The following is a 14,049-nucleotide window of genomic DNA, read 5'->3' on the forward strand; positions in this document are numbered from 1 at the left end:
ACCCCGTAGATTGAGACGGCAGGCATTTTGGGCAACAGGGGCAAGGGGACAGACGTGTCAGCGGCTAGGCAAGGTGTCGTGGACGCCCGCAGGATCGTGGTCAAGGTCGGCTCCTCCTCCCTGACCACCGCGGCCGGCGGACTCGACGCCGATCGGGTGGACGCGCTGGTCGACGTCCTCGCCAAGGCCCGCAGCGGAGGAGAGAAGGAGATCGTCCTCGTCTCCAGCGGAGCCATCGCCGCCGGACTCTCACCGCTCGGCCTGCGCCGGCGCCCGAAGGACCTGGCGCGGCAGCAGGCGGCCGCGAGCGTCGGGCAGGGCCTGCTCGTCGCCCGCTACACCGCCTCCTTCGCCCGGTACGGAGTCCGCGTCGGCCAGGTGCTCCTCACCACCGACGACACCAGCCGCCGCGCCCACTACCGCAACGCCTACCGCACCCTCGACCAATTGCTCGCCATGGGCGCCCTGCCCGTCGTCAACGAGAACGACACCGTCGCCACGGACGAGATCCGGTTCGGCGACAACGACCGGCTCGCGGCACTCGTCGCCCACCTGGTCCGGGCCGACCTCCTCGTGCTCCTCTCGGACGTGGACGGCCTCTACGACGGCGACCCGTCCCAGCCCGGCACCACCCGCATCGCAGAGGTCCGCGGACCCGAGGACATCGCGCACGTCTCCATCGGCAGCGCCGGCAAGGCCGGCGTCGGCACCGGCGGCATGGTCACCAAGGTCGAGGCCGCCCGGATCGCGGCCGCCGCCGGGATCCCCGTGGTACTGACCTCCGCGAGCCAGGCCGCCGACGCCCTCGCCGGACGGGGCACCGGCACCCTGTTCCACGCCACCGGGCGCCGCTCGGCGGACCGGCTGCTGTGGCTCCAGCACGCGTCGACCCCGCAGGGGCACCTCGTCCTGGACGACGGCGCGGTACGCGCCGTCACCGAACGCGGCAGCTCGCTCCTCCCGGCCGGCATCGCCGCGGTCGAGGGCGACTTCGTCGCGGGGGACCCGGTGGAACTGCGCGCGGCCGACGGCCGCGCCGTCGCCCGGGGCCTGGTCAACTTCGACGCCAAGGAGCTCCCGCAGCTCCTCGGCCGCTCCACTCGCGAGCTCGCGCGGGAACTCGGACCCGCGTACGAGCGGGAGGTCGTCCACCGGGACGATCTGGTCCTGCTGGAGGGCTGAGGTTCGCCAAAAGCGCAGCGCGGCGGCCCGTGGACTGGTCAACTGTGAAGGGCGGGCGGACCCGCGTGGCGGAGACAGGAGGCGGCTGGTGAGGCGAGCGCTGACCAGCGTCGGCACGGGGGACGGTGACGGCGGTGGTGGTGGCGGGGAGGAGCAGGATCACGCGTCGCGCCTGTGGCACGTGACCCTGAGCGTCTCCGGCAAGCCGGCCCCGCTCTCCGAGGTCCGGCGCGGGCTGGAACAACTGGCCCACGACCACCCCTTCCTGCTGACCAGCCGCTACGCCGACGACCACGCGGAGATCCGCTACTGGGAAGAGGCCCGCGACCTCCACGACGCGGCGGCCGTCGCCCTGCGCCTGTGGGGCGAACACCGCTCCTCGGCGCAGCTCCCGCCCTGGGAGATCGTCGGCCTGGAGGTCATCGACCGCGCCACCTACCACCAACGCGTGGCAGAGGGCTACGGCCCACCCCCGGCCCACCCGGTGGGGGTCCATCCGTACTGAACGCGCCCCTCGCGCGGCTCGCTCCCAGCCCGTCCGGCGTTCGAGGACCGGGTCCGGGGCCCGTTCCAGCCCCGGGATCCTTCAGCCCGTCCGGCGATTGAGGACCGGGTCCGGGCAGAGCCCGGGAAACGGCGAAAGGGCGGGGCGGGGAGAGCAGCCCGCGCAGCGCCCCCACCCCGCCCGGCCAGGGCAACGGCCGGAGGCCGTCTCGCGGGGTGGAAACCCCGGCTGCCCGGGCCTGACCGGGGACTACCCTGGGCGGCATGACCTCGCTCGATGCCGCCACCTCGCCCGTCCTCGCCACCGCGCAGCGGTCCCGTACCGCCGCAGCCGCCATCGCCCCGCTCCCGCGGTCCGCCAAGGACATCGCCCTGCTGGCGATCGCGGACGCGCTGGAGGCCCGTACGGCCGAGATCATCGCCGCCAACGCCGTGGACACGGACAAGGCCCGCGCCGCCGGCACGAGCGAGACCGTCATCGACCGTCTCACCCTCACCTCCGAGCGTGTCGCCGCCATCGCCTCCGACGTGCGCGACGTCGCGGCCCTCCCCGACCCCGTCGGCGAGGTCGTGCGCGGCAACACCCTCCCCAACGGCATCGACCTCCGCCAGATCCGCGTCCCGCTCGGCGTCGTCGGCATCATCTACGAGGCCCGCCCCAACGTCACCGTCGACGCCGCCGCCCTCTGCCTCAAGTCCGGGAACGCGGTCCTCCTGCGCGGCAGTTCCTCCGCCTACTCCTCCAATACCGCGCTCGTCGCCATCCTGCGGGACGCAATCGAGAGCGTCGGCCTGCCCGCCGACGCGATCCAGCTCGTCCCGGGCGAGTCCCGCGAGTCCGTCCGTGAGCTGATGCGCGCCCGCGGCCTCGTGGACGTGCTCATCCCGCGCGGCGGCGCCTCCCTCATCAAGACCGTGGTCGAGGAATCCACCGTCCCCGTCATCGAGACCGGTACCGGCAACTGCCACGTCTACGTCGACGCCCAGGCCGACCTGGACATGGCGGTGGACATCCTCATCAACTCCAAGGCCCAGCGACCCTCCGTCTGCAATTCCGCCGAGACCCTCCTCGTCCACCGGGACATCGCCGACGCCTTCCTGCCGCGAGCCCTCGACGCGCTCGCCGACGCGGGCGTCACCGTCCACGGCGACGCCCGGGTCCTCGCCGCCGCCGAGGGCAGCAAGGCCACCGCCGTGCCCGCCACGGACGAGGACTGGGCCGCCGAGTACCTGTCCTACGACATCGCCGCCGGAGTCGTGGACTCCCTCGACGACGCGGTCACCCACATCCGCCGCTGGACCTCCGGTCACACCGAGGCGATCGTCACCACCTCGCAGGCCGCCGCGCGCCGCTTCACCCAGCTGGTCGACTCGACCACGGTCGCCGTGAATGCATCCACTCGGTTCACGGACGGTGGACAGTTCGGATTCGGCGCCGAGATCGGCATCTCCACCCAAAAACTGCACGCCAGGGGCCCGATGGGGCTTCCCGAGCTGACCTCCACCAAGTACATCGTCACGGGCGACGGTCACATTCGGTAGTCACCCTTTGAGCGCGGTGTGGCCGAAATTCGGCGGACACCCTGCCCAAGGCGGCCCCCCAGGTCTAGGCTGGTCCTGTGCCGGACGACGTGGGGGGCAAGCCGTTCCCGGACGACGGGGAGCCCGACGACGACCGCGGAGGCGCGGAGTACGACTTCGCCTCCGTGGTGTTCGACGAGGACTTCGTCCGGAACGCCGAGATCCGTGAACCGAGCGCCGCCGAGCGACAGCGGGCGGCGGACCGGGCGCGCGCGGAGGCCGAGGCGGCCCGCGCGGTCGCCGGCGGCTGGACGGGCGACGACGAATACGACAGCTACGGTTACGGCCATCCCGACGGCTACGACGAACACGGCTGGGACCACGACGACCGGGCCCACGGGTACCCGGACGGCCCGTACGGGGCCTACGGCGGCAGCCTGCGCCCGTACCGCGGACGTGCGCCCTGGCTGCGCCCGGTCGCCTGGGTGCTCGCCTTCGTGATGGGCCTCGGCATGGTCGCCCTCGCCTTCAGCGCCGTCTACCGCAGCGCCTCGGGCGAGGCGGACCCCGCTCCGGCGCCCGCCAGCACCCCCAGGGGTGAAGTCACCGGCGTCGGCGCGTTTACGTACCCCTCCGTTCGCCAACCCTGAAGGTACGACCCCACTCGCGTACGCCGGAGCCGGGGGCTTCTCTGAAGCGGGGACAGCGGGGAGAAGCGATGGCCGTGCCAGGAGATCCACCCAACGGCACCCCCGAGGGCATGGGCGGGGGCGACGACGAATTCCGGTCGGACGAGTACCGATCGGTGGTGTTCGACGAGGACTTCGTCCGGGCTGCCCGGCTCCAGGAGTACTCGGCACAGGAACGCATGGGCGAACACGCCCGCGCGGTGCGCACCCGCTCCATCTGGTCGGGCGGCGGCTCCGCCTCCCGGACCAGCACCCCCGGCCGCGGCGCCCGGCAGGGCATGCTCCTGGTGCTGCTCATCGCCACGGCCTTCGCCGCCGCCGTCTACATGGGCCTGCGCAACCCGTACCAGCCACCGCCCGGCACAGCCGCCCAGCCGCTCAGCAGCACCGTGGTCCCGCTCGCGCCGACCACCGACGTGCCCGGCGGACGCCCCGCCGACCTGTACGCGAGCAGCCCCGCCGCCGACTACCGGGTCGGGGCGGCCGGGATCGCCCTGCCCGCCGTGCGCCGCACGCACCACTTCACCGACAACCAGGTCGTCACCGCGCTGTCGATCGCCAAGGACTACCTCGTGCAGTCCTCGCTGGACCCCGACATCCTGGCCGGAGCGGCCACCCGCCCGGTGCGCGTCCTGCTCGACCCCGACCAGCTGGCGCAGTTCGACCGCAGCATGACCTCGCCCTCCGGCGACGGCCGCCACGCGGCCACCGGCTGGCTGGTCCGCTTCGACCAGGCCACCGCCGTCGTGGCCGACTCCCGGGTCCGGGTGAGCGGCACGCTCGCCTTCGAGGAGGTGACCCCGGACCTGCTGGAGGTCACCACCGACCACACCTTCGTCTACGCCGTACGGCCGGCCACCGGAGCCCCGGCCGCGGCCGACGGGGCCTCGCTCTTCACCGTCCGGCGCGAGCTGCGGCTGCGCTTCGACCGGGACGACCTGGGGGCCCGGCGGCTGGAGCTGGCCTCGGCCTACGTGATGGCCGGCCCGCAGGACTGCTCCGCCGACCCGGCAGGGGCCTTCCGGCCGCTCCTGGCGGGCGCCGCCCCGACCACGGTGGGCCCGGCCGCGAGCGACCCGTACGCCAGCGGCCAGCCGCGGCGCACGGCCGGGCTGTGCGGCGTACTGGCCCCGCCCGCGACCCCGCAGGCCGCTCCGGTCAGCCCTGCTCCGTAGCCCCGCCCTTGGCCTCGGGCCCGGCAGCGCCGGCGCCGGTCCCGGATCCGCCCGCGGCAGCCGCGCCGGTGAACTTGTCGCGGAGCCTGCCGCCCAGGTCGCCGGCGCCGCCCGCGATGTCGCCCACCAGCTTCAGCAGCGGGTCCTTGCTGGTGCGCACCGTGTCGGCGTAGTGAGCGGCGGACTGCCGGAAGGAGTCCGTCACCGAGGTGTCCTTGTCGTCCTCGCGCCGCGGGTAGTGGCCGTCCATGATCCGCTGGTGGTCGCGGCTCTCCGCCCACTTCTTCAGCTCGGCCGCCCGAACCGTCGTGAAGGGGTGCGTCCGGGGCAGCAGATTGAGGATCTTCAGCACGGAGTCGCGCAGATCGCCGGCCGACTCGTACTCCTCGGCCTGGGCCAGGAAGGCGTCCACGTTCATCTCGTGGAGGTGGTTGCCGCCCGCGATCTTCATCAGCCCCCGCATCGAGGCCTGCACGTCCTGTCCCACCAGCAGCCCGGCCCGGTCGGCCGAGAGCTCCGACTTGCGGAACCACTCCCGCAGCGCGGTCACGATGGTCATGATCGCCACATTGCCCAGCGGGATCCACGCGACCTTCATCGCCAGGTTGGTCAGGAACAGCAGGACCGTGCGGTAGACCGCGTGCCCCGACAGCGCGTGGCCCACCTCGTGGCCCACCACCGCCCGCATCTCCTCCTCGTCGAGGAGCTCGACGAGACCCGTGGTCACCACGATGATCGGCTCGTCCAGCCCGATGCACATGGCATTGGGGTTCGGGTCCTGCTGCACGTACATCTGCGGGACCTTCTCCAGGTCCAGGATGTAACAGGCGTCCCGCAACATCGCGTGCAGGTGCGGGAACTGCGTCTCGCCCACCCGCACCGACTCCGACAGGAACAGCAGCCGAAGGCTACGCTCCGGAAGCAGCCCGCTCAGGGCCTTGAACACCGTGTCGAAGCCGCTCAGCTTGCGCAGCGCCACCAGCGCGGAGCGGTCCGCCGGATGCTCGTACGCCCGCGACGAGATGCCGGGAAACCTCCGGCGGTCCCGCGCCGGTACCTTCTCGAAGCCTGTTTCCGTCATAGCGCCCTCCCCTGGATGGACCTGATCGACCCTGCGTCTATCCTCTCCAACGCCTGAGTCGGCGTGAGCGTGCCCCAGGCCCCCGCATACGATGTGAGCGAAGTCTCCGCCCGCTCCCCGACTCGATAGGTACCTGCCTGATGAGCCTCGCCTCCACCGCCCACAACCTGGTCGTCCTCGCCTCGGAGGGGGCCGAGCAGCACGGCGGCAACCACGACAGCCTGAACCCGTACCTGACCGGCGGTGGCGCCTTCGTCATCCTGATGCTGATGCTCTGGGTCACCACGCGCCTGAACCGCGACCGCTGAGCCCCGCCGAGACCGCCGGGACCACGTCGTCCGCCGGGCCAGTAGGCTCTGCGCTCATGGGAGAGCAGGAGATGCCTACCGGTCCGGTCAAGCGCCGGCTCGGCGTGATGGGCGGGACATTCGACCCGATCCATCACGGACACCTGGTGGCCGCCAGCGAGGTGGCCGCCCTTTTCCACCTCGACGAGGTGATGTTCGTGCCGACCGGCGAGCCGTGGCAGAAGTCCCAGCGAGCCGTTTCGCCGGCCGAGGACCGCTACCTGATGACGGTCATCGCCACGGCCTCGAACCCGCAGTTCTCGGTGAGCCGCATCGACATCGACCGCGGCGGGCCTACGTACACCATCGACACCCTGCGGGACCTGAAGGCGCAGAACGACGACGCCGACCTGTTCTTCATCACCGGTGCCGACGCGCTCGCGCAGATCCTGACCTGGCGCAACGCCGAAGAGCTCTTCTCGCTCTCCCACTTCATCGGAGTCACCCGGCCGGGCCACGTGCTCACCGACGACGGGCTCCCGGAAGGCGGCGTTTCCCTGGTGGAGGTCCCCGCGCTCGCGATCTCGTCCACCGACTGCCGTGCGAGGGTCGCCCAGGGGGATCCTGTCTGGTACTTGGTGCCGGACGGCGTGGTGCGCTACATCGACAAGCGTGAGCTGTACCGGGGAGCCTGAGCTTCCGGAGAGAGGGGCCCCGCGGTGAACGACCGACAGGATCCGTACGACCCGTATGCCGCCCAGGAGCAGCAGCTCGTCGGCTACGACGCGTACGGGCGGCCGGTGTACGGCCAGGTGCCCGCCCAGCCCGTCCAGCCCGCTCCGGCTGCCCCGCAGCAGTACGAGCAGTCGTACGAACAGCAGCAGTACGGCTACGGCTACCAGGGCTACGGTCAGCAGCCGCAGCAGTACTACCCCCAGCAACAGCAACAGCAACAGCAGCAGCAGCCGGCCGCCCAGGAGTACGGGCAGCAGGATTACACCCAGGCCCCCGGCTACGGGTACGACACGCAGCAGACCCAGCAGTGGATCCCGCAGCAGACCGCCCCGGAGCCCCCGGCCCCCGCCGCCGAGCGGCCGGCCGACCGGGTCCCCGAGCCGCGCCGGCCCGACAGCGAGCCGGGTGGTGCGTCCGGCGGCGAGCCCGAGGGGGCGGACCGGGACTACCGCACCGAGATGTTCGCCTTCATCGACCAGCCGGACGAGGACTCCGAGGACGTCATCGACTGGCTCAAGTTCACCGAGAGCCGCACCGAGCGCCGCGAGGAGGCCCGCCGCCGCGGCCGCAACCGGGTGGTGGCGCTGATCGTCGTCCTCGCCGTGTTCGCCGTCGGCGGCCTCGGCTACCTCTGGTACGCGGGCAAGCTGCCGTTCCTCGACGGCCTCGGCCAGAAGAAGACCGTCGCGACCGCCGACGCCGCGGCGCAGAAGCGCGACATGATCGTCGTCCACCTGCACAACACCAAGAAGGGCGGCACCTCCTCGGCGCTGCTCGTCGACAACGTCACCACCAAGCAGGGCGCCACCGTGCTGCTGCCGAACACCCTCGGCGTCACCGGCCAGGACGGGACGGTCATGGCGCTCGGCAAGTCGGTCGAGGAGGGCGGCCTCGGCACCCGCGAGGCCCTCGACTCCGTGCTCGGCACGCACATCGGCGGCACCTGGCGCCTGGACACCCCCTTCCTGGAGAACCTGGTCGAGCTGGTCGGCGGCATCGAGGTCGACACCGACACCGCGGTCCCGGCCGACGACGCGGCCAAGACCCCGGCCGTGGCCCAGGGCCAGAAGCAGAGCCTGAGCGGCCCGATGGCCGTGGCGTACGCCACCTTCCGCGGCCAGGGCGAACCGGAGGCCAAGCAGCTGGACCGGGTGGGCAAGGTGCTCCAGGCGGTGCTGCGCAAGGTCCCGAGCGACCCGAAGGCGGCCGCCGTGACCGTGGAGAGCATCGGCCAGATCCTCGACCCGGCCCTGAACGCGCAGACCCTCGGGGCCCTGCTGTCCCGGCTCGGCGAGCACGCCAAGGTGGGCGCGTACCGCACCGACCTCCTCACGGTGAAGCAGGACGGGACGCTCACGGACGAGGCCAACAAGAACGTCGTCAAGGAGGTACTGGGCGGCTCCGTCGGCGCGGCGCAGCCCGGCGCCGCCCCGCGTGTCGGCCTCAAGGACGCCACCGGCGACGAGAAGACCCAGATCGCGGCGAAGGCGGCGCTGATGAACGGCGGCTACACCTTCGTCGACGGCGGCAAGGCCGACAAGAGCGCCGCCACCTCGCAGATCACCTACCAGGACGACGCGCAGCGGGACCGCGCGATCGAGGTGGCCAAGACCCTCGGGTTGCCCGAGACGGTCGTGAAGAAGGCCGAGAACGCGGTGAACGCGGAGGTCGTGGTGATCCTGGGCAAGGACTACAAGGCGTCCTGACGGGTGGCGTCCCGACCGGGGCCCGGGAGGGCTCCCCGGGGGTCCGAGGGGACCCCGAGGGGGGCTTTCGCCCGCGCGCGACGCTGCGCGCGGGCGGTGTCGGCGGTACATGAGACCCTTGTAAGGATCTGCCCGCCAACCCGAAAGCATGGCCAGTGACCGCCACGGACCGCTCCATCGAGCTCATCACCGCCGCCGCCCAGGCCGCGGCCGACCGGCTCGCGCACGACATCATCGCGTACGACGTCAGCGACGTGCTGTCGATCACCGACGCCTTCCTGCTCGCCTCGGCGCCCAACGACCGCCAGGTCAAGTCGATCGTGGACGAGATCGAGGAGCAGCTCCTCAAGAAGCTCGGCGCCAAGCCGGTGCGCCGCGAGGGCGACCGCGACGCCCGCTGGATCCTGCTCGACTACGTCGACATCGTCGTCCACGTCCAGCACAGCGAGGAGCGCGTCTTCTACGCGCTGGAGCGCCTGTGGAAGGACTGCCCCGAGATCGAGCTTCCCGAGGACGCCAAGCTCACCATCGGCAAGGCCGAGGAGCACGCCAAGCTGCGAGAGGCGGCGGGCGACGACGAACTGGACGGTGATCTGTTCTGAGCGCGACCACCTCGGGCAAGTCCGGTAGGAAGATCGTCCTCTGGCGACACGGCCAGACCTCGTGGAACCTGGAGCGTCGCTTCCAGGGCTCCACGGACATCGAGCTGACCGAGACGGGTGTGGCGCAGGCGCGCCGCTCCGCTCGGTTGCTCGCCTCGCTGAAGCCCGACGCCATCGTGGCCTCCGACCTCCGGCGCGCCTCCGACACGGCTGCCGAGCTGGCCGCCGTCACGGGGCTGCCGGTGACCCGGGACGCGGCGCTGCGCGAGACGTACGCCGGCGAGTGGCAGGGCCTCACGCACGAAGAGATCCTCGAGAAGTACGGCGAGCAGTACGCGGCGTGGAAGCGCGGCGAACCGGTTCGCCGGGGCGGCGGTGAGCTGGAGACCGAGGTCGCCGACCGCGCCGCGCCGGTGGTGCTGGAACACGCCGCCCGCCTCCCGCAGTCCGGCACGCTCGTCGTGGTCAGCCACGGCGGCACCATCCGTACGACGATCGGGCGGCTGCTCGGCCTGGACTCGTACAACTGGGAGGGCCTGGGCGGGCTCTCCAACTGCTGCTGGTCCGTCCTCGGCGAGGGCGCCCGCGGCTGGCGCCTGCTGGAGCACAACGCCGGCACGCTGCCGGAACCGGTGCTCGGCGACGACGACTGAGCGGCCTTTCGCCGCCCCCCGGTGGGGCTGCCGCCCGGATTTCACTTTCCGGCTGGTCACAGGCTAGAGTTCTTCTTGTTCGCAGCGCGGAACACCGGAGACGGGGGGAGCGCGGCGGAGAGCGGGGCTATAGCTCAGTTGGTAGAGCGCCTGCATGGCATGCAGGAGGTCAGGAGTTCAATTCTCCTTAGCTCCACAATCAGGATCCCGTCCCCAATGGGGGGCGGGATCCTTGCTTTTGTACCCTTTGCGTTTGCTGACCTGTCCCGCACCGGCATGGCAGAATCGTGACCGCCGGAGGGGGAGACGACGGCCCGACGCGGGAGGGAGTCGCTGACGGATGGGTGCACACCGGCGCCGGTGCGACTGGTGCAACAACGGCACGCCGATCGTGCGGGACATGGACCCGGTCAACCCCGACTACCAGTACTGGTGCGAGGAATGCGCGCGGGCGCTGATCATAAAGGGCGACCCGATCGAGACGTACCGGGAGCTGGAAGGGGAGCCGATCTACGGACGGCTGCTCGACGAGCACTGCACGCTCAAGCGGTTCTATCAGTTCGCGAGAGCGTGACAGGTTGGATCAAATCGGACATGGCCCGTGGTCGGCGGAAACCGATTTTTGGACCAGGGCCATGACCGTGTAATGTTTGGGACGTCGCCAAGGGGAACCGGCAAGGGACACCGAAGCGGCAAGCACAACAAGGGGCTATAGCTCAGTTGGTAGAGCGCCTGCATGGCATGCAGGAGGTCAGGAGTTCAATTCTCCTTAGCTCCACAGTGAAGAAGCGGGCCACCCGGATCGGGTGGCCCGCTTCTCGTTGTGTCGACGGGTGGAACGGCCGAGCGTCGGAAGGGGCCGCTGCGGTACCCTGACGCCATGCGTGCCGTACGCCTTCTGCTTACCGAGCCGCGCTGATCAGTACCGACCCCTCGAGACGGTCGGACCCGGCGCGGCGTCCCCTCCTGTGCGAGGGGTTTTTTCGTTTGGGCAGGCAGAGACGGCAGAGACGATCGATGGAGCTTCAGAAATCATGAGCGAGACGAACACCCCGGCCCCCGAGGCGGCCGAGGCGCACCGTTACACGGCTGCCATGGCCGCCGACATCGAGGCACGCTGGCAGGACGTATGGGACGCGCAGGGCACGTACGAGGCCCCGAACCCGACCGGTGACCTGGCCGGGGATCCCGCGGTGGTCGCACGGCCCAAGAAGTTCATCATGGACATGTTCCCGTACCCCTCCGGTGCGGGCCTGCACGTCGGACACCCGCTCGGGTACATCGCCACCGATGTCTTCGCCCGCCACCAGCGGATGACCGGCCACAACGTCCTGCACACCCTGGGCTTCGACGCCTTCGGCCTGCCGGCCGAGCAGTACGCCGTGCAGACCGGCACGCACCCGCGCGTCTCGACCGAGGCCAACATCGAGAACATGAAGGTCCAGCTGCGCCGGCTGGGCCTGGGCCACGACAAGCGGCGGTCGTTCGCCACGATCGACCCGGACTACTACAAGTGGACCCAGTGGATCTTCCTGCAGATCTACAACTCCTGGTACGACGACGACGCGAAGAAGGCCCGGCCGATCACCGAGCTGGTCGCCGCCTTCGAGGACGGCTCCCGTGAGGTCCCCGGCGGCCGCGCCTGGGCCGGTCTGACCGCGGCCGAGCGGGCCGACGTGCTGAACGAGTACCGCCTGGCGTACTCCTCGGACGCGCCGGTGAACTGGTGCCCCGGGCTGGGCACCGTACTGGCCAACGAGGAGGTCACCGCGGACGGCCGCTCCGAGCGCGGCAACTTCCCCGTCTTCAAGTCCCGGCTGAGCCAGTGGAACATGCGGATCACCGCGTATGCCGACCGGCTGCTGGACGACCTGGACGCGCTGGACTGGCCCGAGGCCATCAAGCTGCAGCAGCGCAACTGGATCGGCCGCAGCGAGGGCGCGCGCGTCGACTTCGCGCTGGGCGACGAGGCCATCACCGTCTTCACCACCCGCCCGGACACCCTGTTCGGCGCCACCTACATGGTGCTGGCGCCCGAGCACCCGCTGGTCGAGAAGTTCATCCCGGCCGCCTGGCCCGAAGGCACCCACGAGGTGTGGACCGGCGGGCACGCCACGCCGGCCGAGGCCGTCAGCGCGTACCGCAAGCAGGCCGCCTCGAAGTCGGACGTCGAGCGGCAGGCCGAGGCCAAGGACAAGACCGGTGTCTTCACCGGCGAGTACGCGATCAACCCGGTCAGCGGCGACAAGGTCCCGGTCTTCATCGCCGACTACGTGCTGATGGGCTACGGCACCGGCGCGATCATGGCCGTCCCGGCGCACGACGGCCGCGACTTCGAGTTCGCGCGCGCCTTCGAGCTGCCGATGCGCTGCGTCGTGGAGCCGTCGGACGGGCGTGGCACCGACCCGGCCGAGTGGGACGACGCCTTCGTCTCCTACGACGCGAAGCTGGTCAACTCGACGGGTGAGGGCATCGCGCTGGACGGCCTGGGCGTCGTCGAGGCGAAGGCCGCGATCACCGACTGGCTGGCCGAGCGCGGCATCGGCAAGGGGACCGTCAACTTCCGGCTGCGCGACTGGCTGTTCAGCCGGCAGCGCTACTGGGGCGAGCCCTTCCCGATCGTCTACGACGAGGACGGCGTCGCGCACCCGCTGCCCGAGTCGATGCTGCCCCTGGAGCTGCCGGAGGTCGAGGACTACTCGCCGCGCACCTTCGAGCCGGACGACGCCACCTCCAAGCCGGAGACCCCGCTGTCGCGCAACGGCGAGTGGGTGAACGTCGAGCTGGACCTGGGCGACGGCCGGGGCGTGCGCTCCTTCCGCCGCGAGACCAACACCATGCCGAACTGGGCCGGTTCCTGCTGGTACGAGCTGCGCTACCTGGACCCGAACAACGCGTCGGCCCTGGTGGACCCGGAGATCGAGCAGTACTGGATGGGACCGCGCGAGGGCGCGCCGCACGGCGGTGTCGACCTGTACGTGGGCGGCGCCGAGCACGCGGTGCTGCACCTGCTGTACGCCCGCTTCTGGTCCAAGGTGCTGTTCGACCTGGGCCACGTGTCCTCGGCGGAGCCGTTCCACAAGCTCTTCAACCAGGGCATGATCCAGGCGTACGCCTACACCGACGAGCGCGGTGTGTACGTCCCGGCGGCCGAGGTCGAGGAGCGGGACGGGGCCTACTTCTACGAGGGCAAGCAGGTCAAGCGCGAGCACGGCAAGATGGGCAAGTCCCTGAAGAACGCCGTCACGCCGGACGAGATCTGCGAGGAGTACGGCGCGGACACCCTGCGCCTGTACGAGATGGCGATGGGCCCGCTGGACGTCTCCCGTCCGTGGGACACCCGGGCCGTGGTCGGCCAGTACCGGCTGCTGCAGCGCCTGTGGCGCAACATCGTGGACGAGGAGACGGGCGCGGTGACGGTCGTCGACGCCGAGCCCGCCGAGGACACGCTGCGCGCGCTGCACAAGGCGATCGACGGGGCCGGCTCGGACCTGACGGGGCTGCGCTTCAACACCGCCATCGCGAAGATCACCGAGCTGAACAATGCCCTGACGAAGGCCGGCCGCCCGCTGGAGCGCTCGGTCGCCGAGGCCCTGGTGCTGCTGGTAGCCCCGCTGGCCCCGCACATCGCGGAGGAGCTGTGGCACCGCCTGGGTCACAGCGAGTCGGTCGTCCACCAGGACTTTCCGGTCGCGGACCCGGCGTACGTCGTGGACGAGAGCGTGACGTGCGTGGTGCAGGTCAAGGGCAAGGTCAAGGCGCGGCTGGAGGTGTCGCCGACGATCTCGGAGGCGGAGCTGGAGCAGCTGGCCGTGACCGATGAGGGTGTCGTGGCGGCGCTGGGCGGCGCGGAGATCCGCAAGGTGATCGTGCGAGCGCCGAAGCTGGTGAACATCGTCATCTGAGTCCGAGGC

The 14,049-nt window shown here is 71.0% G+C and carries 13 protein-coding genes and 2 tRNA genes; 14 read left to right on the top strand and 1 reads right to left on the bottom strand.

Translation table 11 applies throughout. The features are described from left to right. Positions 1-54: 54 nt before the first annotated feature. From proB to OG373_RS25915, 5 genes are all read left to right on the top strand, one after another. Positions 55-1,182, top strand: coding sequence for a glutamate 5-kinase (gene proB / locus OG373_RS25895; protein ID WP_397728871.1), 1,128 nt, complete (start codon positions 55-57; stop codon positions 1,180-1,182). 34 nt (positions 1,183-1,216) lie between these two features. Continuing rightward, complete coding sequence (locus OG373_RS25900) at positions 1,217-1,687, top strand: hypothetical protein (protein ID WP_189964785.1); 471 nt, start codon at positions 1,217-1,219, stop codon at positions 1,685-1,687. Positions 1,688-1,950: 263 nt separating this feature from the next. After that, positions 1,951-3,228, top strand: a complete 1,278-nt coding sequence (locus OG373_RS25905; protein ID WP_405440641.1) for a glutamate-5-semialdehyde dehydrogenase — start codon at positions 1,951-1,953, stop codon at positions 3,226-3,228. A 77-nt stretch (positions 3,229-3,305) separates the two neighbouring features. Continuing rightward, positions 3,306-3,857 carry a hypothetical protein gene (locus OG373_RS25910; RefSeq protein ID WP_405440642.1) on the top strand — a complete coding sequence of 184 codons (552 nt, stop codon included), beginning with the start codon at positions 3,306-3,308 and terminating at the stop codon, positions 3,855-3,857. Between the two features lie 68 nt (positions 3,858-3,925). Continuing rightward, entirely contained in the window at positions 3,926-5,071 is a 1,146-nt protein-coding gene (locus OG373_RS25915) for a hypothetical protein (RefSeq protein WP_405440644.1), read from the top strand. Here OG373_RS25915 and OG373_RS25920 read toward each other — a convergent pair. Further along, entirely contained in the window at positions 5,055-6,152 is a 1,098-nt protein-coding gene (locus OG373_RS25920) for a M48 family metallopeptidase (protein ID WP_405440645.1), read from the bottom strand. The two genes, OG373_RS25915 and OG373_RS25920, sit on opposite strands and share 17 nt — an antisense overlap. 140 nt (positions 6,153-6,292) lie before the next feature. Between OG373_RS25920 and OG373_RS25925 the strand changes: the two genes are divergently transcribed. The 9 genes from OG373_RS25925 to leuS all read left to right on the top strand — a co-directional run bounded on the left by OG373_RS25925 (position 6,293) and on the right by leuS (position 14,040). After that, on the top strand, positions 6,293-6,460 hold the full coding sequence (locus tag OG373_RS25925; RefSeq protein WP_184791954.1) for a hypothetical protein: 168 nt from the start codon (positions 6,293-6,295) through the stop codon (positions 6,458-6,460). Between the two features lie 56 nt (positions 6,461-6,516). Further along, positions 6,517-7,134 carry a nicotinate-nucleotide adenylyltransferase gene (gene nadD / locus OG373_RS25930; RefSeq protein ID WP_030008626.1) on the top strand — a complete coding sequence of 206 codons (618 nt, stop codon included), beginning with the start codon at positions 6,517-6,519 and terminating at the stop codon, positions 7,132-7,134. 24 nt (positions 7,135-7,158) lie between these two features. Next, positions 7,159-8,880: an LCP family protein gene (locus OG373_RS25935; RefSeq protein WP_405440647.1), complete on the top strand. Its 1,722-nt coding sequence runs from the start codon at positions 7,159-7,161 to the stop codon at positions 8,878-8,880. 155 nt (positions 8,881-9,035) lie between these two features. Next, positions 9,036-9,482 carry a ribosome silencing factor gene (rsfS, locus tag OG373_RS25940; protein WP_073915048.1) on the top strand — a complete coding sequence of 149 codons (447 nt, stop codon included), beginning with the start codon at positions 9,036-9,038 and terminating at the stop codon, positions 9,480-9,482. Next, complete coding sequence (locus tag OG373_RS25945) at positions 9,479-10,135, top strand: histidine phosphatase family protein (RefSeq protein ID WP_398667274.1); 657 nt, start codon at positions 9,479-9,481, stop codon at positions 10,133-10,135. Before rsfS ends, OG373_RS25945 begins: the two co-directional genes overlap by 4 nt. Positions 10,136-10,258: 123 nt before the next feature. Then, positions 10,259-10,331: transfer RNA gene (locus OG373_RS25950), tRNA-Ala, on the top strand. Between the two features lie 144 nt (positions 10,332-10,475). After that, on the top strand, positions 10,476-10,709 hold the full coding sequence (locus OG373_RS25955) for a hypothetical protein (protein WP_008738908.1): 234 nt from the start codon (positions 10,476-10,478) through the stop codon (positions 10,707-10,709). A 131-nt stretch (positions 10,710-10,840) separates the two neighbouring features. Beyond that, a tRNA-Ala gene (locus OG373_RS25960) sits at positions 10,841-10,913 on the top strand. A 256-nt stretch (positions 10,914-11,169) separates the two neighbouring features. Continuing rightward, entirely contained in the window at positions 11,170-14,040 is a 2,871-nt protein-coding gene (gene leuS, locus OG373_RS25965) for a leucine--tRNA ligase (RefSeq protein WP_405440649.1), read from the top strand. Positions 14,041-14,049: the final 9 nt, after the last annotated feature.

It is taken from the genome of Streptomyces avidinii, from assembly GCF_045161815.1.
Classification (GTDB): domain Bacteria; phylum Actinomycetota; class Actinomycetes; order Streptomycetales; family Streptomycetaceae; genus Streptomyces; species Streptomyces avidinii.

What these genes read in the sequence shown, in the direction of transcription:
- OG373_RS25915 (WP_405440644.1), top strand. Translation starts at nt 3,926, where the DNA reads ATGGCCGTGCCAGGAGATCCACCCAACGGCACCCCCGAGGGCATGGGC.
- OG373_RS25955 (WP_008738908.1), top strand. Translation starts at nt 10,476, where the DNA reads ATGGGTGCACACCGGCGCCGGTGCGACTGGTGCAACAACGGCACGCCG.
- leuS (WP_405440649.1), top strand. Translation starts at nt 11,170, where the DNA reads ATGAGCGAGACGAACACCCCGGCCCCCGAGGCGGCCGAGGCGCACCGT.
- nadD (WP_030008626.1), top strand. Translation starts at nt 6,517, where the DNA reads ATGGGAGAGCAGGAGATGCCTACCGGTCCGGTCAAGCGCCGGCTCGGC.
- OG373_RS25905 (WP_405440641.1), top strand. Translation starts at nt 1,951, where the DNA reads ATGACCTCGCTCGATGCCGCCACCTCGCCCGTCCTCGCCACCGCGCAG.
- OG373_RS25925 (WP_184791954.1), top strand. Translation starts at nt 6,293, where the DNA reads ATGAGCCTCGCCTCCACCGCCCACAACCTGGTCGTCCTCGCCTCGGAG.
- OG373_RS25920 (WP_405440645.1), bottom strand. Translation starts at nt 6,152, where the DNA reads ATGACGGAAACAGGCTTCGAGAAGGTACCGGCGCGGGACCGCCGGAGG.